The sequence below is a fragment of the Rhodoferax saidenbachensis genome, assembly GCF_001955715.1.
GTDB classification, from domain to species: domain Bacteria; phylum Pseudomonadota; class Gammaproteobacteria; order Burkholderiales; family Burkholderiaceae_C; genus Allorhodoferax; species Allorhodoferax saidenbachensis.
On the sequence record NZ_CP019239.1, the window covers coordinates 2,405,040 to 2,428,556 of the forward strand.

26 protein-coding genes are annotated in these 23,517 nt (G+C 64.6%); 5 read left to right on the forward strand and 21 right to left on the reverse strand.

Annotated elements, in window-relative coordinates; translation table 11 throughout:
* Nucleotides 1–47: 47 nt before the first annotated feature.
* From RS694_RS11535 to rsmH, 19 genes are all read right to left on the reverse strand, one after another.
* Nucleotides 48–1,277 carry a beta-ketoacyl-ACP synthase gene (locus tag RS694_RS11535; RefSeq protein WP_029706439.1) on the reverse strand — a complete coding sequence of 410 codons (1,230 nt, stop codon included), beginning with the start codon at nucleotides 1,275–1,277 and terminating at the stop codon, nucleotides 48–50.
* On the reverse strand, nucleotides 1,274–2,005 hold the full coding sequence (fabG, locus tag RS694_RS11540) for a 3-oxoacyl-ACP reductase FabG (protein ID WP_029706441.1): 732 nt from the start codon (nucleotides 2,003–2,005) through the stop codon (nucleotides 1,274–1,276). Before fabG ends, RS694_RS11535 begins: the two co-directional genes overlap by 4 nt.
* Entirely contained in the window at nucleotides 2,002–2,457 is a 456-nt protein-coding gene (locus tag RS694_RS11545; protein ID WP_029706443.1) for a hotdog family protein, read from the reverse strand. The genes fabG and RS694_RS11545 overlap by 4 nt, the downstream gene beginning before the upstream one ends.
* Complete coding sequence (locus RS694_RS11550; protein ID WP_029706444.1) at nucleotides 2,458–3,642, reverse strand: beta-ketoacyl-ACP synthase; 1,185 nt, start codon at nucleotides 3,640–3,642, stop codon at nucleotides 2,458–2,460.
* Complete coding sequence (locus RS694_RS11555; RefSeq protein WP_029706445.1) at nucleotides 3,639–4,214, reverse strand: DUF3261 domain-containing protein; 576 nt, start codon at nucleotides 4,212–4,214, stop codon at nucleotides 3,639–3,641. The genes RS694_RS11550 and RS694_RS11555 overlap by 4 nt, the downstream gene beginning before the upstream one ends.
* Entirely contained in the window at nucleotides 4,211–6,559 is a 2,349-nt protein-coding gene (locus RS694_RS11560; protein ID WP_051391738.1) for an MMPL family transporter, read from the reverse strand. Before RS694_RS11560 ends, RS694_RS11555 begins: the two co-directional genes overlap by 4 nt.
* Nucleotides 6,556–7,188, reverse strand: a complete 633-nt coding sequence (locus RS694_RS11565) for an outer membrane lipoprotein carrier protein LolA (protein WP_029706447.1) — start codon at nucleotides 7,186–7,188, stop codon at nucleotides 6,556–6,558. Before RS694_RS11565 ends, RS694_RS11560 begins: the two co-directional genes overlap by 4 nt.
* Nucleotides 7,176–7,610 carry an acyl-CoA thioesterase gene (locus RS694_RS11570; RefSeq protein ID WP_029706449.1) on the reverse strand — a complete coding sequence of 145 codons (435 nt, stop codon included), beginning with the start codon at nucleotides 7,608–7,610 and terminating at the stop codon, nucleotides 7,176–7,178. Before RS694_RS11570 ends, RS694_RS11565 begins: the two co-directional genes overlap by 13 nt.
* Nucleotides 7,600–7,731 (reverse strand): hypothetical protein, encoded by a 132-nt coding sequence (locus RS694_RS21025; RefSeq protein WP_276324424.1) that lies wholly within the window; start codon nucleotides 7,729–7,731, stop codon nucleotides 7,600–7,602. The genes RS694_RS11570 and RS694_RS21025 overlap by 11 nt, the downstream gene beginning before the upstream one ends.
* Nucleotides 7,709–8,701, reverse strand: a complete 993-nt coding sequence (locus RS694_RS11575; RefSeq protein WP_051391739.1) for an LpxL/LpxP family acyltransferase — start codon at nucleotides 8,699–8,701, stop codon at nucleotides 7,709–7,711. The genes RS694_RS21025 and RS694_RS11575 overlap by 23 nt, the downstream gene beginning before the upstream one ends.
* The gene (locus RS694_RS11580) at nucleotides 8,698–9,441 is read right to left on the reverse strand and encodes a glycosyltransferase family 2 protein (RefSeq protein WP_029706452.1); all 744 of its coding nucleotides are present in this window, start codon (nucleotides 9,439–9,441) and stop codon (nucleotides 8,698–8,700) included. The genes RS694_RS11575 and RS694_RS11580 overlap by 4 nt, the downstream gene beginning before the upstream one ends.
* On the reverse strand, nucleotides 9,434–11,209 hold the full coding sequence (locus RS694_RS11585) for an ApeI family dehydratase (protein ID WP_029706453.1): 1,776 nt from the start codon (nucleotides 11,207–11,209) through the stop codon (nucleotides 9,434–9,436). The genes RS694_RS11580 and RS694_RS11585 overlap by 8 nt, the downstream gene beginning before the upstream one ends.
* Nucleotides 11,202–11,786 carry a COG4648 family protein gene (locus RS694_RS11590; protein ID WP_051391740.1) on the reverse strand — a complete coding sequence of 195 codons (585 nt, stop codon included), beginning with the start codon at nucleotides 11,784–11,786 and terminating at the stop codon, nucleotides 11,202–11,204. The genes RS694_RS11585 and RS694_RS11590 overlap by 8 nt, the downstream gene beginning before the upstream one ends.
* Nucleotides 11,779–12,042 carry an acyl carrier protein gene (locus RS694_RS11595; RefSeq protein WP_029706457.1) on the reverse strand — a complete coding sequence of 88 codons (264 nt, stop codon included), beginning with the start codon at nucleotides 12,040–12,042 and terminating at the stop codon, nucleotides 11,779–11,781. The genes RS694_RS11590 and RS694_RS11595 overlap by 8 nt, the downstream gene beginning before the upstream one ends.
* Nucleotides 12,043–12,063: 21 nt before the next feature.
* A complete protein-coding gene (locus RS694_RS11600) occupies nucleotides 12,064–12,324 on the reverse strand; it encodes a phosphopantetheine-binding protein (protein WP_029706458.1) in 261 nt (86 codons plus the stop codon).
* Nucleotides 12,305–13,114 (reverse strand): lysophospholipid acyltransferase family protein, encoded by an 810-nt coding sequence (locus RS694_RS11605; RefSeq protein WP_029706460.1) that lies wholly within the window; start codon nucleotides 13,112–13,114, stop codon nucleotides 12,305–12,307. The genes RS694_RS11600 and RS694_RS11605 overlap by 20 nt, the downstream gene beginning before the upstream one ends.
* Nucleotides 13,107–13,946, reverse strand: coding sequence for a beta-ketoacyl synthase chain length factor (locus RS694_RS11610; RefSeq protein ID WP_051391741.1), 840 nt, complete (start codon nucleotides 13,944–13,946; stop codon nucleotides 13,107–13,109). The genes RS694_RS11605 and RS694_RS11610 overlap by 8 nt, the downstream gene beginning before the upstream one ends.
* Before the next feature lie 223 nt (nucleotides 13,947–14,169).
* Complete coding sequence (locus RS694_RS11615) at nucleotides 14,170–14,757, reverse strand: hypothetical protein (protein ID WP_029706463.1); 588 nt, start codon at nucleotides 14,755–14,757, stop codon at nucleotides 14,170–14,172.
* A gap of 323 nt (nucleotides 14,758–15,080) precedes the next feature.
* Complete coding sequence (gene rsmH, locus RS694_RS11620; protein ID WP_029706465.1) at nucleotides 15,081–16,151, reverse strand: 16S rRNA (cytosine(1402)-N(4))-methyltransferase RsmH; 1,071 nt, start codon at nucleotides 16,149–16,151, stop codon at nucleotides 15,081–15,083.
* Between the two features lie 261 nt (nucleotides 16,152–16,412).
* Here rsmH and RS694_RS11625 point away from each other — a divergent pair, with 261 nt between their 5' ends.
* The gene (locus RS694_RS11625) at nucleotides 16,413–17,102 is read left to right on the forward strand and encodes a hypothetical protein (protein WP_152528771.1); all 690 of its coding nucleotides are present in this window, start codon (nucleotides 16,413–16,415) and stop codon (nucleotides 17,100–17,102) included.
* A 308-nt stretch (nucleotides 17,103–17,410) separates the two neighbouring features.
* Complete coding sequence (locus RS694_RS11630) at nucleotides 17,411–18,751, forward strand: MFS transporter (protein ID WP_029706468.1); 1,341 nt, start codon at nucleotides 17,411–17,413, stop codon at nucleotides 18,749–18,751.
* 130 nt (nucleotides 18,752–18,881) lie between these two features.
* Here the strand turns inward: RS694_RS11630 and RS694_RS11635 are convergent, their stop codons facing one another.
* Nucleotides 18,882–19,784 carry a LysR family transcriptional regulator gene (locus tag RS694_RS11635; RefSeq protein WP_029706470.1) on the reverse strand — a complete coding sequence of 301 codons (903 nt, stop codon included), beginning with the start codon at nucleotides 19,782–19,784 and terminating at the stop codon, nucleotides 18,882–18,884.
* A gap of 141 nt (nucleotides 19,785–19,925) precedes the next feature.
* Between RS694_RS11635 and RS694_RS11640 the strand changes: the two genes are divergently transcribed.
* Entirely contained in the window at nucleotides 19,926–20,699 is a 774-nt protein-coding gene (locus tag RS694_RS11640; RefSeq protein ID WP_029706471.1) for a glucose 1-dehydrogenase, read from the forward strand.
* Nucleotides 20,700–20,827: 128 nt separating this feature from the next.
* On the opposite strand, the gene RS694_RS11645 is transcribed toward RS694_RS11640, so the two are convergent.
* Nucleotides 20,828–21,895: a LacI family DNA-binding transcriptional regulator gene (locus RS694_RS11645; RefSeq protein ID WP_029706472.1), complete on the reverse strand. Its 1,068-nt coding sequence runs from the start codon at nucleotides 21,893–21,895 to the stop codon at nucleotides 20,828–20,830.
* A 250-nt stretch (nucleotides 21,896–22,145) separates the two neighbouring features.
* On the opposite strand from RS694_RS11645, the gene RS694_RS11650 reads away from it, so the two are divergent.
* Together RS694_RS11650 and RS694_RS11655 are read left to right on the forward strand one after the other, a co-directional pair.
* On the forward strand, nucleotides 22,146–22,829 hold the full coding sequence (locus RS694_RS11650) for an amino acid ABC transporter permease (RefSeq protein ID WP_029706473.1): 684 nt from the start codon (nucleotides 22,146–22,148) through the stop codon (nucleotides 22,827–22,829).
* Nucleotides 22,826–23,509, forward strand: coding sequence for an amino acid ABC transporter permease (locus RS694_RS11655; RefSeq protein ID WP_029706474.1), 684 nt, complete (start codon nucleotides 22,826–22,828; stop codon nucleotides 23,507–23,509). The genes RS694_RS11650 and RS694_RS11655 overlap by 4 nt, the downstream gene beginning before the upstream one ends.
* Nucleotides 23,510–23,517 lie beyond the last annotated feature (8 nt).

The window sequence follows — 23,517 nt, forward strand, 5'->3', positions numbered from 1 at the left end:
GGGTCCGCAGGCAACCCGGCCCATCGCATGCCCATGCTGCGATTCTTTTAGGCATTCCAGCGACGCAAGACCAAAGAGGTATTGATGCCGCCAAACGCAAAATTGTTGCTCATCACGCAGTCGGTCTGCAGGCTGCGCCCGCCAGCCAGCACATAGTCCAGCGCACCGCAGCGCGGGTCTATGTCGCGCAGGTTCAGCGTGGGCGCAAACCAGCCCTCCTGCATCATCTGCAGCGTCATCCAGGCCTCCAGAGCACCACAGGCACCCAGCGTGTGGCCCATGTAGCTTTTCAGCGAGCTGATGGGCGTATGGCTGCCAAACACGGCGTGCGTACCGGTGGTCTCGGCCACATCGCCATGCTCGGTGGCCGTGCCATGGGCGTTGATGTAGCCAATCGCCTCGGGAGGCAGGTTCGCGCTTTGCAGTGCCAAGCGCATGGCCTGGGCCATGGTGTCGGCATTGGGCTGGGTCACGTGCCTGCCATCACTGTTGGTACCAAAGCCGACAATTTCGCCGAGGATGCGCGCACCTCGACCCTGGGCGTGCTCCAGTTCTTCCAGCACCAGCGTGCAGGCACCCTCGCCCAGCACCAGGCCGTCGCGGTGGGCATCAAACGGACGCGGCGACAGCGCCGGCGTGTTGTTGCTGGTACTGGTGGCAAACAGCGTGTCAAACACGGCGGCGTGGGTGGCGTCGAGTTCTTCGGCGCCACCGGCCAGCATGGCAATCTGGCGCCCGCTCTGGATGGCTTCAAACGCATAGCCAATGCCCTGGCTGCCAGCAGTGCAGGCGCTGGAGGTGGTGATGACGCGGCCGGTCAGACCGAAGAACACGCCGATGTTGACGGCGGCGGTGTGCGACATCATGCGCAGGTAGGTGTTGGCGTTGATGCCTTCGGTGCTCTTGTTGGCAATCATGTTGCCGAAGTTGCCAATCGCCGCTGGCGAACCGGCCGATGAGCCGTAAGACACCCCCATGGCGCCACTGGTCACCAGCGGGTCGCCCAGCAGGCCGGCGTCAGCCAGTGCGCGTTCGCTGGCCAGTGTGGCCATCACCGCAACGCGGCCCATGCTGCGCGTGGTCTTGCGGTTGAAGTGCGGTGGCAGTTCGAAGGGCGCAGCCAGTGCGCCCAGGCGGGTATGCAGGCCTTCGTAGGCATCCCACTCATCCATGTGGCGCACCACGTTCTGCTCGGCTCGCAGCTGCTGCAGCACGGTGGGCCAGTCATGGCCCAGGGGACTCAGGGCTCCCACCCCGACGATAACAACGCGCTTCATCCGACCATGCCTCCATTGACGGAGATGACCTGGCGCGTGATGTAGGACGCATCGGCGGACATCAGAAAGGACACGGCAGCGGCCACCTCTTCGGGCTTGCCCACGCGCCGCGCAGGGATCAGGGGCAAAGCCTCTTCCAGAATTTCGGCGCTGATCATGTCGGTGTCGATCAGGCCCGGCGCCACGCAGTTGACCGTGATCTCGCGCTTGGCCAGTTCAATGGCCAGCGCCTTGGTCGCGCCGATGATGCCGGCCTTGGCCGCGCTGTAGTTGGTCTGCCCGCGGTTGCCCACCAGGCCCGAGACCGAGGACAACGTAACGATGCGCCCCGGCGCACGCCGGCGCACCATGGGCATCACGATGGGGTTGAGCACGTTGTAGAAGGCGTCCAGGTTGGTGTGGATCACGGTGTCCCAGTCCTCGCCACTCATGGCCGGGAAGGCGTTGTCGCGCGCCAGGCCGGCATTGCAGGCCACGCCGTAGTAGGCGCCGTGCGCCTGCATGTCCTCGCCCAGCACCTGCGCGCACTGCGCGCGGTTGGCCACATCGAACATCAACACCCGGGCCGCGCGGCCCAGGGCTTCAATCTCCTGCGCCAGTTGCTGCGCCTGCTCCTGGCCGGTGCGGCCATGCACCACCACATCAAAACCATCACGCGCCAGCCGCAACGCAATAGCCCGCCCGATACCGCGACTGGACCCGGTGACCAGCACCCACCCCTTGCTCATGATTGTCCTTTTTGTAGTTCTAGAAATGCAGCCGCATCCGGCGGCTCGAACACCGACAGCCGGGCACTGGCCACGACTGCGCCGTCCACGCTGATTTTGCAGTCAAACATGCCCAATCCGTTGTCGGCAAGCAGCTCTAACTGCGAGGCTATGCGCAGTGTCTGCCCCACGCTGAAATGCTGGCACTGCGCCTGAAACTGGCGGCTGCCCACCAGCATGCCCAGCACCACGGCGCGGCCTTCGCGCTGCGCACGGTGGCCAGCCCAGGCCGCCACGGTCTGGGCCATGAACTCGATGCCGGTCCACACGCCCAGGCGCCCATCGCGCACAAAGAACATGCCCTCGCGGATGTCGGCCTCGGCTACGGCAGTGTTGGCGTCCACCTGCACGATGCGGCTGAGCCAGCTCATGCCCGCGCGGTGCGGCACCAGGTCTTCCACACGCCAGTCCATTCAACCAGCCCCCAACAACAGGCAGGCATTGCTGCCGCCAAACGCAAACGAATTGCTCATCACATGGCGCGCCGGCCGGCCCAGGCTGTGCCCCGGTGCGGCCACGCACAGCGGCGCCAGCGCCGGGTCGGTCGCGCCATCCCACCAGTGCGGTGGCAGCTGGCCTTGCGGGTTGTCGCACAGCGTCATCCAGCCAAAGGCGGCTTCCACGGCGCCGGCCGCCGCCAGCGTGTGGCCAGTCAGGGGTTTGGTGGAGCTCACGGGCACGCCGTCGCCCAGCACCTGCGCCACGGCCAGGGCTTCCATGCTGTCGTTGTGCTGGGTGGCGGTGCCGTGCAGGTTCAGGTAATCAATCTGGTCGGCCCGCACCTGGCCCCGCTGCAGCGCCTGCTGCATGGCGCGGATGGCGCCCTGGCCCGTCGGGTCGGGGGCCGACATGTGGTGTGCGTCCGAGGTCTCGCCCCAGCCCAACAAGCGCACCGGGCCGTCGTCGCGCGTCATCAGAAACAGCGCAGCGCCCTCGCCCAGGTTGATGCCATTGCGATGGCGCGACAGCGGGTTGCAGCGCGTTGCCGACACCGACTCCAGCGCCGAGAAGCCCGCCACCGTTAGTCCGCCCAGCACATCGGAGCCACCGGCAATCACCGCATCGGCCAGGCCAGCCTGCAACAACCGTGCACCGCTGGCCAGCGCCTTGGCGCCCGAGGAGCAGGCGGTGGATATGACATGGGCCACGCCGCACAGGCCCAGTTCGGCCGCCAGAAATTCGGCCAGATTGCCCAGCTCCTGCTGCGCGTAGTCAAAGCCGGCCGGCCAGTTGCCCGTGGCTTCAAACTGCGCGCGCGCCACCTCCCCTTCGGGCTGGCCCGAGGTACTGGAGCCCACCACCACGGCCACCCGGCCTGGCCCGTAGCGGGCCACGCAGGCCTCTACGCCAGCGCGTATGTCGTTGAGCACCAGCAGCGCCATGGCGTTGTTGCGTGTCTGAAAGCGCGGCGCCGCATGCGCCAGCGAGGGCAAGGCCGTGTGCACCTGGCCCAGCGGCAGGCTGCGGCCCGGCGAATAGCGCTCGGTCAGCGTCAGCGGACTCTGGTCCTGCGCGCTGAACAGGGCTTGGCGCACGCGGTCCACGCCGTAGCCCAGGGCGCACACCACGCCGAGCTGCTGAAGAAATACGTCACTCATGGCTTGTCTGCAGTCGCATCAAAAATCGGGCTCTGTGTTTCGGTGCGCACCTGCACCGTGTAGCCCTCCAGGGGATGGCGTATGACTATAGTCGTGCCGCCCTGCGCCAGTTCGATCACCACCACGCGCTGCGGACCATGCCACAGCGTGCGGCGGCTGGCGGTCTGCTCCAGCGTCCAGCCCGCCGGTAGCGCGCCGCGTATGGCGCCCACCGGCCACCAGACCAGTTGCAGGTCATTGAGCACGGACTCGGCCAGCAGGCTATCGGGCCAACCCGGCGCCAGCGTGCGCGTCAGTTGCTGCCCATCCCATTCCATGCGGGCCAGCGTGCGGCCCAACTGCAGCACGGCCATGCGCACCGCCGTGGCATCGGCCTCCAGCGCCACGTCCATGGTCACACTGCGGCCGCCCGCCTCCACCTGCATCTGCTGCGCCATGGCCAGTTCGCGGCCCAGCGATGCGGGCGAGAGTTTGAGCAAGGGCGCAGTGTCGGGTGCCGATGGCATGGCGCAGCCGGCCACCAGGCCCAGCACGGCAACCGCCAGCCACAGCGGGCGTAGCAGACGGTTCATGCCGGGGCCGCCTTGCCCTGCAAGCGGAAAAACGGTGCCAGCACGCACACCGTCACCAGACCCACCAGCAGCGTCAGCCCGTAGGCGTGCAGTGCCGGCGTGGCCGACAAAGCCAGCAGCCCAAAGGACAGCCCGGTGCTCAGCGCCCCCATCAGAACCGCCAGCCAGGCGTGGCCCTGTTCGTCGCCCTGGTGCTCCAGCAGAAAAATGCCGTAGTCCACGCCCACGCCCAGCAGCAGCATCAGCGCCAGCAGGTTGAACAGCTGAAACGGCTCCCCCAGCCAGCCCTGCACTGCCACGCAGGCCATGCTGGCCAGCACGGTCGGTATCCAGGCGCGCCAGGCAGAGCGCCCATAGCGCAGCGCCAGCGCCACCCAGACCACCGCATGCCCCAGCACCAGCAGCCAGCCAATAACGCTGCGAAACCGCCCCAGCAGCGAAGACACATCGGCCGCCCGGTCCACCCAGCGCACGCCAGGCACCTGTTCGCCGGCAGCCTGCAGGGCCTGGCCCTGAGCGCGCTGGCTCAGGCCGCGGATCAGCACCACGCTGACATAGTCATCCCCCACCTGGCCCAACCACTGCGCGCGCATGCCCTGCGACACCGGGCTCTGGAGCCACTGCGCCAGCGCCAGCGGCTCTGCTGCAAATGCCGGGCGCTGCAAGTCTTCGCCCAGTTGCCGGCCCAGCTGTTGCAGCAGCGGGGCCTCGATGCTGGCCGTGAGCCTGCGGTTGTCGGCCTGGCGGGCCGCCGACGGCACCCAGTCCGAGATGGCGCTCAGGCCGATGCGCTCGCCCTGGGTGTTGAACTGCGCCAGCTGCGGCGCCAGCGCGGCCTTGAGCGCTTCCTCGCGCTGCAGCAGGGCTTCGGGGCTTTCGCCGTGCAGCACAAAAAACTGCGCCGGGCTGGGTATTTGCAGCAGGCGGCCCAGGGCGATCTGCGCGCGCACCAGCTCGGCCGGCGAGGACTGCAGCTGGCGCAAATCGTCGCTGACATGCACGCGGTACAGGCCCCCGGCGCAGAACAGCGTGAAGACGGCCAGCACCGAGCCCAACTGGCGCGCCGACAGGCGCGGCCAGCGCTGCAGGCTGGCGGCAATCCAGCTGGCCAGGCGGCTGCCGGGCAAGGGGCCACGGTCCAGAAACGGGAACCAGCACACCGCCGTCAACATGGCCGCCGCCATGCCCACGGCAGAAAACAGCGCCATCTGGCGCAGGCCGGGGAACGGCACCACGGCCAGCACCAGGTAGCCCAGAACGCTGGTCACCATGGCCAGAAACAGGCCCGGCAGCAGGTGCTTCATCAGTGCCCAGCGTTCGGTTTTGGGCGCGGCCAGGCGCGAGGCAAAGTAGTGAATGCCAAAGTCTTCGGCCACGCCCACCAGGCTGGCGCCAAACACCAGCGTCAGCACATGCACCCGGCCAAACACCAGCAGCGTGACCGACAGCGCCGCCGCACACCCGACTAGCAGGGACACCGCAATCAGCGCGACCGGCCGCACGGCACGAAAGGTCCACCAGACCAGCAGCACCACGGCCAGCAGCGAACCCCAGCCAATCGTGTTCATCTCGCGGCTGCCTTGCGCAGCGCCGGCTTCGGCATGCAGGGGCACACCGGCTTGCAGAATCTCCAGGGCCTGCGCATCAGCGGCAGAGGCACCCGCGCGTGCCGCAGCACCAGCCTGGTCCAGCGCATCGCTCCAGCGGCGCTCGCCGTCCAGGCGGAAGGCCGAGCCCTCTGTCTCGTACAGCAGCACCGCCCAGTCCCGCCCGCCATCGTGGACCCACAGGCCACCGTCGCGCGGGCGCGCCGCCGTCAGTTGTGCGCGCTGCGACCACCAGTCGGGCCACAGTCCGGCCGGGTCTTCCAGCCAGGAGGTGGGCTGCGCACCGGCCACGCCGTGCAGGCGGCCCAGGGCGCGGCCCAGCCACGCATCGGGCGTACTGCCGGACAGCTGCTGGCGCTGCGCATCGGTCAGCAGCGCATCACGCCAGGGGCGGAAAAAAGCCAGCGCCTGGTCCATACCCTGGGCCGTGGGCGTAGCGCGCAGGCCCACCTGTTGCGTGGCCAGGTAGGCATCAAAGCGCTGGGCGGCGGCCTGTGCACTGGCCCAGTCGGCGGCACCTAGGGCCACCACCACGCGGCGCTCGCCCTGCTCGGCCAGCCTTTGCATGGCCAGTTGGGCGGCGGGCAGTTGCTCGTCCTGCGGCAGCAGCGCGAACACATCGGTGTCCAGCGCGGGCGCGCGCCAGAAGCTCCACTGGTGGGCGGCAATCGCCAGCACCACCAGCAGCCAGGCCAGGGCCAGCGCCCGGGGTGCAGTCCAACGCGCGGCCAGGCTCATGGGGCGAAGCGCCCCAGCTCGGCGGCGGTCAGCGGCGAGCTCTTGTGGCCGAAGAAGCGCACGCTGTTGCTGTCGCCCGAGGCCTCATGCCATTGGATGGCGCGCACATGCTGGTCGCCTTCAATCTCGATGCGTGTCATCAGCGCCAGCAAGCCGGCGTCGCGCGGCACCAGCGTCAGGCGCCACCCCTGCGCCTCCTGGTGGCCTTCCACCTTGAAGCGGGTGGCCAGCACTTTCACATCGCCCAGCAACACAGCCATCAGGGTTTCGTTGAAGGCGCGCAGGCCGGGTTCTTGCCGGGCGTCCATTTTTTGCCCACTGCCCGTAGCGTCCAGCGTCATCAGGCGGTCGGCGGTGACCACCAGCGTGGAGGCAAATGGCTGCGTGGTCAGCCACTGCACGCCGCGGGCACGCGCCATGACAAAGCTGCCGCGTGACAGCAGCGGTTTCTTGAAGCCCTTGAGCGTCTTGCTCTGCTCGAACTCGCCGCGCAGCACAGGCGCCGGGTCCAGGCGCTGGCCGATGCTGGTCAGTGCCTCGGGACTCAGCTCGGCGGCCAGGGCCAGCTGCGCCGCAGCGCAGGCCCATACCAGCAGCAGCACGGCGCGCAGCCAGGTCAGACCACGCATTGCCCGCTCCTGTCGATACCCAGTCGCTCCCACAGCACCGGCGGGCAGACCCAGCACATCTCGCGGGTCTGGATGTCCAGCGCCACCTGCACGCTGGTGGCCTTGTTGAGCCGTGCACCGGTTTCGGCGCAGGTGATCAGGTACTCGATCTTCAGGCGGCATTCCCACTCGACAATGCGTGCGCGCACCTTGATGCGCTGGCCGTAGCTGACCATGCCCACATACTTCAGACGCAGGTCGACGATGGGCCAGGCATAGCCCGAGGCACGCATCTGCGGATAGTCGTAGTGGTACTTGGCCATCAGCGCATCGCGCGCCAGCTCCAGGTACTTGACGTAGTTGCCGTGCCAGACGATGTCCATCGGGTCCAGGTCGTGGAACGCCGGACTGATTTCGATCTCATGCGACAGATCAGGCGCCATACAGGCTCCAGTGTCCTTCGCGGATCTGCACCAGCAGTACTTGCAGATCGCGGTCGAGCGCGCGGTCTTCGTCGACCCGCACCACGGTGGCCAGGTTGTCAGGGGTGTTGTTCTTGGGCATGGGCGTGTGGGTTGGGCAGGCGTTGGCCTTGCTGCCAGAAAGAAAAGAAATTGAACCAGGCAAAGGGTGTGGCGGCGAGGATGCGGGTGAGCCAGTCGGCAAATTGCTGCGCGTGGCCGGCCAGCGCCTGCTGGCGTGCCTGGCGCGGCAGCAGCACGCGCTCGGCCATCTGCTCCACGTGCATCACGTAGCCGGCAGGCTCCTTGACGCATGCCACCGCGAACACCGGGCATTTGAAGAGCGCGGCCAGCACATATGGGCCCACCGGCCAACGCGCGGGCTGGCCCAGAAAATTGGCTTCCACGGTACCGGTGGCCGCCCCGTCTGCAGCCTCATCACGCACCGGAATGCGGTCGCCGGCCATGGCCAGAATCTCGCCACGCGCCACACGGTCGGCCAGCATCATGGCGGTGGCCGGCGTCACCTCTGTCACCTGGATGAAGTGCACCTGGCTGGCTGGGTCGATCTGGTGCAGCATGCGCGTGAAGCGCGCGGCATGGCGCGTGTGCACCAGAACATTCAGGCGCGCGGTGTGCTGGTGCTCGCCGCTCAGGCGGCACAGCTCCATGCAACCCACATGGCCGGTCAGCACCAGGGCGCCCTGCCCGCTTTGCAGCACCGCCTGCAGGGGCGCGGCACCGCTGCCGGTCACGCGCACGGCGTCGGCCGAGAGGATGCCGTTCAAGGCCAGCAGCTTGTCCAGAATCGTGTCGGCAAAGGCCAGAAAGTGGCGCAGCGTATCGCGCCAGCCCGGTGCATGGCCCAGCGCGCGGTGGGCCGCCTGCAGGTGCTGCAAATACTCCAGCGAGGCGCGTCGCGCCGTGCTGCGAGTGGCCCAGTAGTAGGTGACCACCGGGTACAGAAAAACCAAAAACGGCCCGCGCCCGAACAGGCGGTAGACCCAGTACATGAAGCGGATGCCCAGCACAAAGGTGTGTTCGGGCAGGCTGGCCCAGTGGCGGGCACTCATCGCGGCGCTACCTTGCGCCACAGCAGCAGCGGACTGCGCAGCAGCATGCCGAAGAACAGGCGCGTGTGCATGCCCGAAATCAGCAGGTTGTCCCACAGCAGCTTGAAGTGCGACACACCGTCCAGCGGGTAGCTCACGCGGGTGGGTAGCGAGCGCATTGGCACACCGCGCCAGTGCAGGCGCACCAGCAGTTCGGGGTCGAAGTCCATGCGCTTGCCGATACGGGCCTGGTTGATCAGCTGAACCACGGGTGCCAGCGGGTAGACCCGAAAGCCGCACATGGAGTCGCGAATGTCTAGCGACAGCGTGTTGATCCAGACCCAGACATGCGTGGCGTAGCGGCCATACAAGCGGCCCTTGGGCACGCTGGCGTCATACAGGGGTTCGCCGCAAATCACGGTGTCCGGGTGCGCAACCGATGCGGCCAGGAACGTGGGGATGTCGGCCACATCGTGCTGGCCGTCAGCGTCAATCTGCAGCGCGTGGGTGAAGCCGCTGGCATGGGCCGCGCGCAGGCCGGCCATCATCGCCCCGCCCTTGCCCTGGTTGTGGGCCAGCCGCACCAGCTGCATTCGCGGGCCATGGCGTGTGGCCAGCTCGTCCAGCGTCTGCGCGCATTCGGCGTTGCAGCCGTCGTCCACCACCACGGCCACCAGGCCATGGGCGTGCACGGCGTCCACCATCATGCCAATGGTCTGCGGGTGGTTGTAGCAGGGAATGACGGCAACCGGCTTATGCATGGGCGGCCTCCTGCGGCACAGTGCGGGACCACAGCGCGCGGCCACTGGAATGCGCCACCGGTTCGGCACTGCTGCCGTCCTGCGAGGTCCAGGCAAAGGCCACCGCGCACAGCTCAGGCTTGGCAAGCTGCGCCTTGTAGCTCAGGTCCAGGATCAGCGTCGTCCCCGGCGTCACAGGCCGCACAAACTTCAGGGCCTCCAGGCGCACAAAGTGCGTGGGCAAATCAAAGCATTGCTGTGCCAGCTGGATCGCCCAGTCCAGCTGCGCCACGCCCGGCAGAATCGGCGCCACATCGAAGTGGCCGGCAAATAGCACTAGGTCGGCCTCGATACGCAGGGTGGCGCGCGCTTCGGTGGCGCTGCGCAGTTGCCATTGCGGCATCGGCATGGCCGATGTGTCCAGCGGCTCCACCGGGTCAAACAGTGCGCGCAGCAGGGCTTCGGGCGTCTTGCCCTGGGCGTTGTGCGGCAAGGCCGGTACAAAGCGCCAGCGCCTGGGCAGGGCCACGGCCTCCACCGCACCGGCCAGGGCCTGGCGCAAGCGGTCGCCCAGCACCTTGCGGCCCTGCGCTGCCAGCAGCTGGCCGGCCTCGGTGGGCACAGCCACCACGCCCACGCGCTGGCCCACCGAGGTGGGAATCAGCAAGGCGCGCGCTTCCTTGACGAGCTGCGTGGCCAGCAGCTGCTGCTCGATCGCGTCCAGCGACACGCGCTTTTCTTCAATCTTGACGATGCGGTCGCTGCGGCCCAGCAGCACAAAGCCACCGTCCCCGCTGGCCTGCACCCGGTCGGTGGTTTCCCACCAGGCGCCGTCGGGCAGGTTGGGCGACTGCACGGCCAGGCAACCCGCGTCTTCGCGCCACTGCACGCCGGCAAAGGGTTGCCAGCTCTGGCTGGCACTGGCCGCCTGGCGCCAGGCGATGCCACCGGTCTCGGAACTGCCGAACACCTCGGTGGGCACCAGGCCCAGTGCCTGTGCAGCGCTTTGCGAAGCCTCGAACGGCAAGGGGCCGCCCGAGGAAAACACGGCGCGCAGGCCCTGGCGTGCGCGCTGCCAATCGAGCCGGTCACCCAGGCGCTTCAAATGCGCGGGCGTGGCCACCAGCACACTGGGCGCCGGTCCCAGGTGGGCCACCATGTCTTCGGGGTACAGCAGGCGCTGGCTTGCCAGCGGGCGACCGCTGGACAGAGGCCACAAGATGTAGAACAGCAGGCCGTAGATGTGCTGGTGCGACACCGTGGTCCAGACCGTGGGCACGGTCTCGCCGCGCAGGCGTGCACCAAAGGTGGCCTCCAGCGTGGCCACTTCGGCCAGCAACTGGTGAAGCGCCTTGTCGATGGCCTGCGGCTGGCCTTGCGAGCCCGAGGTGAAGACCTGAAGCCGGGTGTGCTGCGGGTGCAGGGCCTGCAGGGCTGCGGTGGGTGCAACAGCACCGGCTTCGGGCTGCAGGCCGCCCGGCAGGTCGCCGGCCAGGGCACAGCCCCTGTGCTGCAACTGGTGCACGGTTTCGGGAAGCGCGTCGCCCGGCAGCAGCACGGTTTTTCCGGCATGCCAGGCACCCAGCAGCGCGGCCGCAAACTCCAGCGGGTCGTTCAGGTACAGCGCCCATTCGGTCTGTGCTTGTGGCGCCAGCAGTGCGTGCCAGTGGCCGATGCGCACCAGCAGATCGGCGTGGCTGGCCAGGCTGCCGTCGGCGCGCCGTGCCACCGGTCGCAAGGCACTGGGAGGCTGGGTCGCCAGCGTGGCAAGCGACCAGAAATCAGCCATGCACCACCAGCTCTGGCGCCGCTGCAGCCAGCTGGTTGCGCCTCAGGCGCCGGCGCACCAGCCACTCGGCCCCACCCAGCAGACCCATCAGGCCATAGGCGATGAGGCCGTTGTACAGCGTCCAGACCGCGTCCGACGCCCACAGGGCCGTAGCCAGTGCCATGGAGCCATTCACCAAAAAGAAGGCCAGCCAGACCTTGGTCACCGTGCGGGTGTAGGCCACGCCGTCAGCGGGCAGCTCCGGCTCGCGCAGCCGCGCGATGCGCTCGACCACGGTGGGCGGGTAGACCAGGCTGATGGCAAACAGCACAGCCAGACAGAGATTCACGCCCACCGGATACAGCTTCAGGGGCAACCAGGCATTGCTGAGCCAGGTCAGCGTGGCCAGCAGCAGGGCCGCGCCCACCAGGGCCCAGTTTTCGGCCGCTGGTTTGAGCACCAGCCGCACCAGGCCCATGAGCAGCAGAATGGCGGCAAACCAGCGCGGCTCGAAATGACCCAGGCCCAGGTACACCAGCAAGGGGTAGGCCACGGTCACCGCGGCCAGCACGATGCCGGCCAGGCGCTCTTTAGACATTCGCAGGCGCATCGCCCGAGACCAGCAACTGGATCGCATCGACCACGTCGCCAATCGTGCGCACCGACTTGAAGGCTTCGGGCTGCATGCGCCGGCCCACCAGGGGCTTGAGTTGCACGATCAGGTCCACCGCGTCGATGCTGTCGATGTCCAGGTCATCGCGCAGGCGCGCTTCGGGCACGACGCGGTCGGCATCGATGTCGAAGACCTCGCTCATGATGTCCTTGATGCGTTGCAGGATTTCTTCATTGGTCATGGCGTGTCACCGGAGGATTGCTTATTGGGTTCGTTGCGCGTGCACAAAGGCGGCCAGCGCGCGTACGCTGCCGAAGTGGGCGCGTGTCTCTTCAGAGTCGGAGGCCACGGTCACGCCGTAGCGCTTTTGCAGCGCCAGGCCGAGTTCCAGCGCGTCGATGGAGTCCAGCCCCAGGCCTTTGACAAACAGGGGCTCGGCGCTGTCGATGTCCGACACGGCAATGTCTTCCAACGCCAGCGACTGGATAATGATGTCCTTGATTTCAAGCTCCAGCGCTTGCAGGGTGTCGGTCATTGCGAATCTCCGCGGTAAAAAATTGAATCAAATGCTCCGACAGGCGGCGCGCAGCGAGGGCTTCGCTGGGACAGTCCGCCACCAGGGCGGCCACTTTCAGGTCGTCATGCACTTCGATGGACAGGTGCGGACGCTGGGGCGGTATTTTCCACCACGGCACACCCTTGGCCAGGAAGGACTGGTCGCAGTGGATCAGCACGGGCGTGACATCCAGCTTGCAACGCACCGCCAGGTTGGCCGCGCCACGCTCCAGGCGCGGCGGAAAACCGGCCTCGGGGGTGCGTGTGCCTTCGGGAAAAATGATCAGGTTGTTGCCGGACTGCAGGGAGGCATGGCAACGGTCTATCAGCACGGCACCGGCATCGTTGCAGATATAGCCCGCCGTCTGCACCGCGCCACGGGTGGACGGGTTGCGCAGCAGCTGCGCCTTGACGATGCAGTCGGCCCGCTCGATCAGCGAGATCAGGAACACCACATCGATCAGCGTCGGGTGGTTGGCCAGCACCAGCAGGCCACTGCGCTGGAGCTTCTCCAGGCCGCGCAGGTCGTAGGTGAAGATGCCCAGCCCGTGCATCAGGCCCACAAAAAGCTTGAACAGACGCTGAATCAGGGCCTTGGCCAGCAGGCTGCGCCGCGCCGGCTGCGGCACCACGAGCGACAGCACGGGAAAGACCACCGCCCATAGCAACAGGCCACCAATGCCAAACAGCGTGAAACTCAAGGCCGTGGCGCACAGGCGCCAGACATAACCCAGGCGGTTAGCTACGAACTCAAGCATGCGCACTCCAGGTCCACTGGCTGCCGGGGCGGTCCTGGCGTTGCAGGCTGGCGTCGGTATGTCCACCTGCCTGTACTTCCGGCTGCGCCATCTGCTGCAGCACATGGCGCAACACGGCCAGGCCAGAGGGCCAGGCGGCAGGAGTCGCATCGGCACTGTGATCGATGGGATCAGAAGGCACATCCACGCGGACCCGCACCAACGGCCGCGATGCCACCGGTTTGCTGATGCGCCAGCACCAGGCGTATTCGGCCAGTGCTTCGTCATGGAACACGCGGTAGTGCTGCGGTAGCGGTGCTTCGTAAAAAACGATCAGAACGTCGGGCGCACCATCGGCCAGCAGCGCGGCGGCCTCGACCAGTGCAGCCCCGACGCTGGCGCGACCGGCGCTGACCGCCAGCGCGTTGCCGGTGTGCCCGCGTGCAATGCCGTAGACCGCAGAGAAGGCGTTGTGCACCGACAGGCTAAAGGCCGTGGGCGACAGGGACTGGCCCTGCACCAGTTCTTTCAACAATGTGAGCGTATGTGCGGCATCGCCGTAGCGGGACGCAAAAACCAGGGGGGCGGAGTCGGGCTGCTGCTGGCACCACCAGGCGACCTGGCAGGCATAACGGCCCAGCGGGCTGAGCCGGCGGCGCATCATGGCCGGCATCTCGGTCAGGGCCGGTGCGGCTTGCGCGTCAATGGTGGGAAGCTGGGGTGGCCGGGCGGCCCAGTCCAGCCAGTCCTGCTGATTGCCGAGGCCTGCCGCGTAGGCAGACCAATCAAGAACGGTGAACTCAAACTCCAACATGCCTGCGTCCTTGGTATTCCCAAAAGGTATTTGCTCCATTTGGTGAGAACTGTTTTTTTGTTGCTCTGCACCCCTCCCCAAACAGACGCCTCAAGCACGTATTCGGTGAAGCATTATATTTGCTTAAGGTGTCCGGCCCCGCGCAGACTGCGCCTTGCACGGCAGGACGCCCAGGGCAGGCCGCCAGGCGGAACAGCCGAACCAGGCACCCTCAAGGGTGCCGGGATCTGTGTGGATCTGCGCTCCAGAATATGGCGCTGCCTCAATTGGGTGCAACAGCCTTTTCGTCCGCACCAGTGGGACCACCCTGTGCACGCGCGTAGTTGCCAATGACATAGTTGCTGGCCAGTTGCGCGACACGGGTCAGCATCAGGTTGTCATGCACGCCCACAACGAACCCGGCAGACCAGGCGTCAGCGCGCTGGAAGAATTCGGGAGCGGCGACTTCGCGGCCAGCGGCGTCACGGATATTGAGCCGCAACAGCACGCCGGAGCTGCCCGCCAGAGGGCCCAGCAGTACGCGTTTGGCGCCATGCTGGAAGGCCATCTCCTCAATCACGGGCTCGATGGTCAGCGTACGGCCATTGGCGGGGCGGGCATTCCACTCGTCCAGCGAGCGCGCAAGATTCTTCTTCAGGTTCTCGTCAATCTTGGCCAGGCCCGACGCGTCGCCCTTGGTGCCGGCCTTGAAAACCACGGTCTTTAGTTCGATCTTGCCGAAAGCGGAGAACGCTTCCTTGGGCGGCGGATTCTGTGTGCTGGACGCCTTGATGCTGGTGGCACAGCCCTGAACTGCAAGCAAAGTCACCACACCGACCGCCACACTGAAAAACCGAGCGAAACTCTTCATGCCTACTCCCTGAATATTTGTAAAGGTGGCGATCCTAACCTACGCAAAACAGACTGCAGATTGGTCGCTCCATACGGTAGCGCAGTGATTGCCCCATCTGCACTCAGCGTCTGCCGCTCTCAATAGGTGAAGGACGGACAGGGCTCGGGTTCGAGCGCAGTCTGCCGACCGCCCTCTTCCGGCGTGGTCCGGAAAACCGTGCATTCATACTCTGCGGGCTTGCACCCCAATAAACGCTTGAACACCCGCTGCGGCGGCACCCTGTGCCAGCGGACCCACCTCAGCCCACGGCGCACGCTGCCGTTGTTCGATCTCACGCCCAGTCATGCAGTACCAACGTGCTGCGCCCGCACCGCCCAGCGCAGCTTGGCAGACGATGAGCGCGGGTTGCTGCGTTGCTCGTCATAAGAAGCGCGAATCGGGTCCGCCGCCACGCTGCTGAAAGTACCGTTGCGTTCGCCCGTCTGAAAGCACTTTTTCACGCGCCGGTCTTCGCCGGAGTGAAAGCTCAGGATGGCCACGCGCCCACCGGGTTTCAGACAAGCCGGCAGGTTCAACAGCATCGTGTCCAGCACGCCAAACTCGTCATTCACTTCAATGCGCAGCGCCTGGAACGTGCGCTGCAGCACCTTCTTGGTTTCCACCAGGCGCTCTTCTGCAGGCATGCTGCGCTTGTAGGCCAGCTCCATAGTGGCACGCACCAAATCGGCCAACTGCACCGTGGTTTCCAGGTACTGGCCTTGCAGAGCGGCGGCTAAGGGAATAGCAAACGGCTCGTCTGAGTTGTCGGTCAGCAGGTCGCGCAGTCGGTGCCGCGTCACGCACAGCAGCAGCTCACTGGCCGACTGGCCGTGGGTCGGGTCCAGGCGCAAATCCAGCGGACCATCGGCCCGGAAGCTAAAGCCCCGTGCCGGGTTGTCGATCTGCATGGACGAGACGCCCAGGTCCGCCAGTACAAAGTCGAAACCACCGCCCGCTTGCGGCAGCAAGCTGGCGAGTTCGCTGAAGTTGGCGCGGTGCACGCTAAGCGCTTCTTCGCCAAAACCCAGAGCGCGCAGCCGCGCCGTGGTGCGGGGCAACTCAATCGGATCGACATCCATGCCAAACACGCGTCCGCCCGGCTGCACCAGCGGCAGCATGGCCAGGGTGTGGCCGCCAAAGCCCAGGGTCAGGTCCAGCCCGGTTTCGCCGGGCAACGGTTTCAGGATGGCGAGAATTTCGTCCACGCAAATGGAGCGGTGCATGCCCGCAGGCGTTTGCCCGCGCTGCATGACTTTGTCCACCTCGGCCGCATGGCGCGTGGGGTCCAGCTCTTTGTACTTTTCTTCAAACTGGCGGGGATGGGTGCCCGCATAACGCACGCGGCGCTTGTGGGGAGGGGAAGCGTCGGTCATTGGCCATTATGCGCCCCCGAAAATACAAGAAAAAAGGCCGTCCAGCCCTCATGGAATGTGCGCAAACAGCTACTGAATTTGTAGCGGTTTCAACGCATCAGAATCACTTCTCTGCATCGACTCCTGCTATCCCGCATCGGGCACAACCGGGTCCGCCTGGCGGTGATGCAATGAGAGGCTGCAGAGGCTGGCTTTGCTAGACTGCAACGTCTTTTTTACCCTGAGGAATGCATGTCGAACTCTCTGAAATACCTTCTGGTCTTGCTGGTCGCCACTTTGGCCACAGGATGCTCTACAACCACGACGCTGAAGCCAGAGCAAACCTCACGCATTCAAAAAGTAGGCGTGATTTCCTTGCTGCCAGACACGCTGATTTACCAAAAAATTGGCATCACCGTGTTCAACAACGAACGCGTGGAGAAACCGGTGGCGACGAACCTCAATGATGCAGGAAGAGCCGGGGCAGAGTCGGCCTTTCGGGGCGCGAAACGGCAAGTGAAACAACTGGACGTGAATGTGACCGAGGTGCGGAACTTGTTCAAACCCGGTGTGATCGTGTTCTCTTGGCCTCCCGAAAAGGCCAAAGCCCTGTTGGTGCAACTCGCGAAGCAGCACGACCTGGACTCCATCGCCATAGTTGGCGAGGTGTTTGATGGGGACAATGGATATGCTGGCGTGCGCTATTTTCTGCGCGGTGGCTTTAACAGCATAGAAAACCACGGCATACGTGCGGACACCGAGGTCACTTTGTACGATGCCAAGGGTGAGGTCCTGATTTCACGCAGCTCGGGCCTTGGGGAGCAGTACCCGGTGCTGAGACCCGACGGAAAACCCTGGGCTTCTAAGATTGAAGACAATCTTGATGCGGCAACGCAGGCGCAGGTGCTGTCATCCATGAAGAGCGTTATCTCCACAAAAACTGTCAGCCAGATCCAGGCCATGGGCTTGTGATGCAAAGACTTCGCAGCACAGCCTGCTCTTAGTCCACTGTCTTACAAACCCTGGCAATCTGCCACGGGAGGGAGACATAAACCTTCTTTCCCGGTAGCCGCCTAGCAGCAGGCATAATTCGCACCTCCCCAGGTTTATGAATAAATTATGAACAGCGCCCTACCCTGGCGCTGTGTAGCCTGGCATGCCGACTGGTTTACCCCCCAGCCTGGCCGGGCAGACATCCACCCGCTGTTTCTGCCCTTGTGCACTGCCCTCACGCCGAGGTTTGCAGGTACACGTCTTGACGCCGTTCTGAAAGGTTTTCCATGTCTGCATCCACTGCTGTGCAGGGCAATTCGCCCCGCAAAGTAGCCATCGCGTCCCTGGTGGGCACCGCGATCGAGTTTTACGATTACTACATCTATGCCGCCGCTGCGGTGCTGGTGTTCAACAGCCAGTTCTTCCCCAAGGGCGATCCCTCCGCGGCCATGCTGCTCTCCCTGTCCACGCTGGCGCTGGCCTTCTTGGCACGCCCCATCGGTTCGGCCCTGTTCGGCCACTTTGGTGACCGGATTGGCCGCAAGACCACGTTGGTGGCGTCGCTGCTGACCATGGGTGTGTCGACCGTGGCCATCGGCTTGTTGCCCACCTACGAAAGCATTGGCCTGTGGGCTCCGGTGCTGTTGTGTCTGTGCCGCATCGGCCAAGGCATCGGCTTGGGCGGCGAATGGGGTGGCGCAGCATTGGTCGCTACCGAAAACGCACCCAAGGGCAAACGCGGCTTGTTCGGCAGCTTCCCCCAACTGGGCGCACCTATTGGCCTGTTCGCGGCCAACGGCGTGTTCTTCCTGGTGACCTATTTCCTGGGTTCGGAAGCCCTGGTGACTTGGGCCTGGCGCATTCCTTTCGTCATGTCCATCGTGCTGGTGGCCGTGGGCCTGTACGTGCGGCTGAACCTGCACGAAAGCGCCGCCTTCCAGAAGGTGGAGCGCGAAGGCCGCAAGCTGCAGGCACCCGTGAGCGCGGTGTTCAAGCAACACGGCGGCGCCTTGGTGCGCGGCATCTTCTGCATGTCCACCACCTACGTGCTGTTCTACCTGATGACGGCGTTTGTGCAGGTCTACTCCAAGAGCCCGGTCGCTCTCTCGGCCGCAGGCCACGCCACGGGTCTGGGCATTCCGCCCAACACCTTCACCGGCCTGCTGCTGATCGGCGCCATTGTGTTTGGCATCTTCACCACCCTGGGTGGCGTGTGGGCCGACAAGCTGGGCCGCCGTACCTGGCTGCTGTGGGTGACCACCGGCATCGTGGCACTGGGCCTGTTGATGCCAACCTTTCTAAACCAAGGCACTGTGGCGTCGGTAGCCGCGTTCATCGTCATCGGCATGGCCGTCATGGGCATGACCTTTGGCCCCATGGCTGCGCTGCTGCCAGAGCTGTTCCCCACCGAAGTGCGCTACTCGGGCGCCTCGCTGGCCTACAACCTGTCCTCCATCGTGGGCGCGTCCATCCCCACCCTGGTGGCCATGGAACTGAACAAGAGCTACGGCCTGTGGGGCGTGGGCCTGTACATGGCGGCCAATGGTGTCATCACCATGCTGGCGCTGTACCTGTCGCGTGAAACCCGCGACCTGGACATGAGCGAAGCCGTCACGGCAACACGCTAAGTGGCTTGTAAAGCCCCCGGAGTTAACGACTCCGGGGGCTTTTTTACGTCAAAAGACCGTTTAGCCCCCGTGGAATATGCGCAAGCAGCTACTGAATTTGTAGCAATTTGGCAGCCCACTGGCTCGCGGTTTATTCCTCCAGCCGCGTGAACAACGCCGCCACCCAGTCCACAAACACCCGCACCTTGGCACTCAAATGCCGGTTGGGCGGGTACACCACATGCACAGGGACCGTCGGTTGCTGCCAGTCGGCAAGCACTACCTGCAGCGCGCCGCTGGCGATGTGTGGCTTGACCATGAAATTGACGGTCTGCATCACGCCCAGCCCTGCCAGCCCCGCCGCCACGTGGGCATTGCTTTCGTTCACAGCCAGCACATGTCGGCCCTCGATTTCGACCACTTCTCCATTCCTCTCATAGTGCAAGGGCGTGATGCGTCCCGTGCGGGCTGAGAAATAGCTGGCCACGGGAAATCGGGCCTTGAGCGCATGGGGGTCTTTGGGAAGGCCGTGGGTCTTCAGGTAAGCCGGTGTGGCGCAAGTCACGAAGCTGAGCGTGCCCACCCGGCGCGCCACCAGTGACAGGTCGGTCAGCGCGCCACCACGGATCACGCAGTCCACGTTGTCGCTGATCAGGTCGACTTGCCTGTCTGTTACACCCAATTCGATTTGGATATCTGGGTACAACGCATAAAACTGCGGCAGCGCCGGTATCAGGATGAGGCTGGCGACCGTGCCTCCCACATCTACGCGGATTTTTCCTTTGGGACTGGCTAACGCATGGGCCAGGCCGGATTCCAGGTCATCCATCTCCGCGAGCAGGCGTGCAAGGCTCTCGTAATACGTCGCGCCATCCGGCGTAACCGTCACACGCCGCGTAGTGCGGTTAAGCAACTTCACGCGCAAGTGCGATTCAAGGCCCTGGATCAGCTTGGTAACTGTCGGCTTGGGTATGGCCATCGAGTCGGCCGCCTTGGTGAAAGTGCCCGCCTCCACCACCCGCATGAAGACACGCATTGCAAGCATTTGGTCCATGTTTTCACCTGTGCGGACAGTCGTTGTGATCCATCAATTATTCACCATTGGAAATAAACAAGTTCAAAAAACGGTATTTATTTATTCAGGAGCAACTCATACATTCAACTCCCATCCCGTTTATTGCAAAGGAATCGTTTCATGACTACCCCACTGACCTCCGCCTCCGGCAAACTTTCCGGCAAGGTCGCCCTGGTCACCGGCGGCACCAGCGGCATTGGCCTGGCCACTGCAAAGCGCTTTGTTGCCGAAGGTGCCCATGTCTTCATCACCGGCCGGCGTCAATCTGCGCTGGACGCTGCCGTCCAAGCCATCGGCCCACACGCAACCGGTATCCGCGCAGACGCCTCCAGCATGGCAGACCTGGACCAATTGTTTGCACAGATCCAAAAAGACAAAGGCCGCCTGGACGTGCTGTTTGCCAATGCAGGCGGTGGTCTGTTGGCTCCATTGGGCGAGATCACGGAAGAGCACTTTGACACGACCTTTGACACCAACGTCAAGGGCGTGCTGTTCACCGTTCAAAAGGCATTGCCGCTGATGCACGCAGGCGCTGCCATCGTGCTCAATGCGTCGACAACCTCGATCAAGGGCACTGGCGCCTTCAGTGTGTACAGCGCCACCAAGGCAGCGGTGCGTAACTTTGCGCGTAGCTGGTCCATCGATTTGAGAGAACGCCAGATTCGCGTCAACGTCATCAGCCCCGGCGTGGTGCCCACGCCCGGCTACGACCTGCTGGGTCTGACAGAAGAGCAAAAGCAAGGTTTTGTCGCGTCACAAGTCGCAACCATCCCGCTGGGGCGCGTCGGTACCACCGACGAAATCGCCAAAGCCGTGGTCTTCTTGGCCAGCGATGACAGCAGCTTTGTCAACGGCATCGAGCTGTTTGTCGACGGTGGCATGACGCAGGTCTGACATCCCCCCAATGCTGGCCCTCTCAATGGGTCAGCACTTCTTGCACAGAGCCCCATAAGCGCAAACGCAGTGTTTCCTCGGAAGGCCTAGACAAGCTCCGCCAAAAAAGGGCTGCGCTCAACGCAGCCTCAGGGCAGGTTTTCCCGAAAAATTACCTGGCTACGGGTCGTCTCGACACCGCTGGTGGGCTCACGCCCATCGCGCAGGTTGGCAAAGATGCGCACGCAGTTCATCACGGCGCCCTGCGGGTTCTGGGTGATGACGGCGTCCATGGTGCCGTCGATCAGCAGCGCACGGGTGTCGGGGGTGAGGCCATGACCGATGAACACGATCTTGCGGTCAGCACCCACCTCTTTGAGCGCGCGGCCAATACCTTCTGCCCCACCACCGATGTTGTAGATGCCGGCCAGGTCGCTGTGTTGCTCCAGCAGCGCGCGGGCCTGGCTGTAGTTTTTCTCGGCGTCGTCTTGCCCCTCGCGCACACCCACCACCTGCACCAGCGGAAACTGCTCTTCGAACAGGTGCAGAAAACCGGCCTCGCGCTCCTCGTGGGCGCGGTAGCGGAGAGACCCCACAATCATCGCCACACGGGCAGGACGGCTCTTTGGGCTATGAGCCAGAGGCCCCATGAAACGGGCAATCAGGTAAGCGGCGGTGCGGCCCGCGGCGCGGTTGTCCAGGCCCACATAGGCGACCCGGCGCGAGCTGGACAAATCGGAAATCAGTGTGACGGTAGGCACGCCCTGCTCAGCCAACTGCGCCACGGCCTCGCGCACCACCGGGTGTTCCAGCGCCATGAAGGCAATGCCATCACAGCGCTTGCCGTAGTGCAGCAGCGCCTTGGCCAGCGCGTCGGGGTTGAAGCTCTCGATGTAAGCGGCCTGGCAGCGCACGTTGAACGGTGCCCAGTGGTCCTGCGCATACCCAATCACGTCACCCAGCATCTGCAGGAAGCGGTTGCTGCCCTCCGGGATCAGCACCATCAATCGCAACGGCTGCGGCTGCACCTGCGACGCCGTGTGGATGTCGGCCTGCGGCAGGTAACCCAAGCTGGCAGCGGCCTGCATCACCCGCTGCACAGTGGCGCTGCGTACGCCCGCGCGCTGGTTCAGCACCCGGTCGACCGTGGCCGTGGAGACGCCAGACAACTGCGCGATGTCGGGAATGCGGGGGTGACGAGAGGGAGTGTGCGCCATAAATCAATTCAATCAAAAACCATCATATTGTTTGCTGGCATTTGATGGATTATGGGGATACTATCACTCTGCGTTCGATGCTGAAAGGCATCAAATAGAATCAGTAGAAACCCTAGGTTGCGGCGGCCAAGACCCACCGCACAGGAGACAAACCATGCCTGATACCACTGCCCGTTTGGGGCGCCGCGCACAAGTCGCGCCCTTCGTCCATCGCTGCGCCTGCGTGCGCTGAAGCGTCTGTAACGCCTCCATGACATACACGTTCGACTTCGCCAGCGTACTGGCCAGCTGGCCCCAGTTTCTGGAAGGGGCCTGGATGACCATCCTGCTGTCCTTCCCCGCCACCGTCATCGGTTTTGTCGGCGGCACCCTGTTGGCCATCGGCCGCCGCGGCGACAAGCGCTGGGTGGCCCGGGCCTGCGGTATCTATGTGGAAGTGCTGCGCAACACGCCGCTCTTGGTGCAGGTGTTCCTGGTGTTCTTTGGCTTGGCGAGTCTGGGCTGGAAGGTGTCGGCGTTTTCGGCGGCGCTGCTGTCGCTGGTTATTAACGTAGCGGCCTACTCTTGCGAAATCATGCGGGCCGGTATGGACTCCATCCACAGGGGCCAGATCGAGGCGGCCGAGTGCCTGGGCCTCACGCGCCGGCAGATTTATTGGCATGTGGTGCTGCGCCCGGCCATGGAAAAGGTCTACCCCGCGCTCACCAGCCAGTTTGTGCTGCTGATGCTCGCATCCTCCATTACCTCGCAGATCTCGGTGGAAGAACTTACCGCCGTGGCCGCACGGGTGCAGTCTGAAACCTTCCGCCCGTTCGAAGCCTACATCCTGGTGGCGGTGGCCTACCTGATCCTGTCGCTGCTGATGCGCCTGGGGCTGTGGGTATTTGGGCAAATCGTGTTCACACGCAAACGCAAACTGGGGAGCGCGAAATGATCGATGGTGGACTGAACGCCTACCACCTGCAGTACCTGATGTTCGGTGCGCTGTGGACGATTGGCTTGTCGCTGATTTCCTTTGTCGGTGGCGGTATTGCGGGTGGTGTGATTGCGCTGTGCCGCGTCAGCCCGATCAAGGCCGTGCGCTGGGCAACGATTGCCTGGATCCAGTTGATCCAGGGCACGCCACTCCTGGTGGTGCTGTTCCTGTTTTACTTCGGCCTCTCCATCATGGGCTTCGAGCTGCCCGCCATCGTGGCCGCCAGCATCGCCATGATTGTGTATGTCAGCGCCTACCTGGGTGAAATCTGGCGCGGCTGTATCGAATCGGTGCCGCGCACCCAGTGGGAAGCGGCCGAGTGCTTGGCCCTGTCGCGTGCCCAGCGCATGCGCCTGGTGGTGCTGCCGCAGGCGGTGCGTATTGCCACACCGCCCACGGTGGGCTTCATGGTGCAGATCGTGAAGAACACCTCGCTGGCATCCATCGTGGGGTTTATCGAGCTCGTGCGTGCCGGCCAGCTCATCAACAACTCCATCTTCCAGCCCTTCCTGGTTTACCTGCTGATCGCCGTTGTCTATTTCGCCATCTGTTACCCGCTGTCGGTCTGGAGCCACAAGCTGGAAAAGCGCCAGCAGTTTGGCAACCGTGCAGCCCTCCCTACCGCGAACGCCACATGAAGCAAGAA

Coding starts and splice junctions, on each gene's coding strand:
- RS694_RS11605 (WP_029706460.1), bottom strand. CDS start 13,114: ATGCTTGAGTTCGTAGCTAACCGCCTGGGTTATGTCTGGCGCCTGTGC.
- RS694_RS11550 (WP_029706444.1), bottom strand. CDS start 3,642: ATGAGTGACGTATTTCTTCAGCAGCTCGGCGTGGTGTGCGCCCTGGGC.
- RS694_RS11610 (WP_051391741.1), bottom strand. CDS start 13,946: ATGGAGCAAATACCTTTTGGGAATACCAAGGACGCAGGCATGTTGGAG.
- RS694_RS11570 (WP_029706449.1), bottom strand. CDS start 7,610: ATGGCGCCTGATCTGTCGCATGAGATCGAAATCAGTCCGGCGTTCCAC.
- RS694_RS21025 (WP_276324424.1), bottom strand. CDS start 7,731: ATGCCCAAGAACAACACCCCTGACAACCTGGCCACCGTGGTGCGGGTC.
- RS694_RS11635 (WP_029706470.1), bottom strand. CDS start 19,784: ATGGACCAAATGCTTGCAATGCGTGTCTTCATGCGGGTGGTGGAGGCG.
- RS694_RS11585 (WP_029706453.1), bottom strand. CDS start 11,209: ATGGCTGATTTCTGGTCGCTTGCCACGCTGGCGACCCAGCCTCCCAGT.
- RS694_RS11575 (WP_051391739.1), bottom strand. CDS start 8,701: ATGAGTGCCCGCCACTGGGCCAGCCTGCCCGAACACACCTTTGTGCTG.
- RS694_RS11580 (WP_029706452.1), bottom strand. CDS start 9,441: ATGCATAAGCCGGTTGCCGTCATTCCCTGCTACAACCACCCGCAGACC.
- RS694_RS11615 (WP_029706463.1), bottom strand. CDS start 14,757: ATGAAGAGTTTCGCTCGGTTTTTCAGTGTGGCGGTCGGTGTGGTGACT.
- RS694_RS11640 (WP_029706471.1), top strand. CDS start 19,926: ATGACTACCCCACTGACCTCCGCCTCCGGCAAACTTTCCGGCAAGGTC.
- RS694_RS11565 (WP_029706447.1), bottom strand. CDS start 7,188: ATGCGTGGTCTGACCTGGCTGCGCGCCGTGCTGCTGCTGGTATGGGCC.
- RS694_RS11590 (WP_051391740.1), bottom strand. CDS start 11,786: ATGTCTAAAGAGCGCCTGGCCGGCATCGTGCTGGCCGCGGTGACCGTG.
- RS694_RS11655 (WP_029706474.1), top strand. CDS start 22,826: ATGATCGATGGTGGACTGAACGCCTACCACCTGCAGTACCTGATGTTC.
- RS694_RS11630 (WP_029706468.1), top strand. CDS start 17,411: ATGTCTGCATCCACTGCTGTGCAGGGCAATTCGCCCCGCAAAGTAGCC.
- RS694_RS11645 (WP_029706472.1), bottom strand. CDS start 21,895: ATGGCGCACACTCCCTCTCGTCACCCCCGCATTCCCGACATCGCGCAG.
- RS694_RS11650 (WP_029706473.1), top strand. CDS start 22,146: ATGACATACACGTTCGACTTCGCCAGCGTACTGGCCAGCTGGCCCCAG.
- RS694_RS11535 (WP_029706439.1), bottom strand. CDS start 1,277: ATGAAGCGCGTTGTTATCGTCGGGGTGGGAGCCCTGAGTCCCCTGGGC.
- fabG (WP_029706441.1), bottom strand. CDS start 2,005: ATGAGCAAGGGGTGGGTGCTGGTCACCGGGTCCAGTCGCGGTATCGGG.
- RS694_RS11555 (WP_029706445.1), bottom strand. CDS start 4,214: ATGAACCGTCTGCTACGCCCGCTGTGGCTGGCGGTTGCCGTGCTGGGC.
- RS694_RS11560 (WP_051391738.1), bottom strand. CDS start 6,559: ATGAGCCTGGCCGCGCGTTGGACTGCACCCCGGGCGCTGGCCCTGGCC.
- RS694_RS11545 (WP_029706443.1), bottom strand. CDS start 2,457: ATGGACTGGCGTGTGGAAGACCTGGTGCCGCACCGCGCGGGCATGAGC.
- rsmH (WP_029706465.1), bottom strand. CDS start 16,151: ATGACCGACGCTTCCCCTCCCCACAAGCGCCGCGTGCGTTATGCGGGC.
- RS694_RS11595 (WP_029706457.1), bottom strand. CDS start 12,042: ATGACCAATGAAGAAATCCTGCAACGCATCAAGGACATCATGAGCGAG.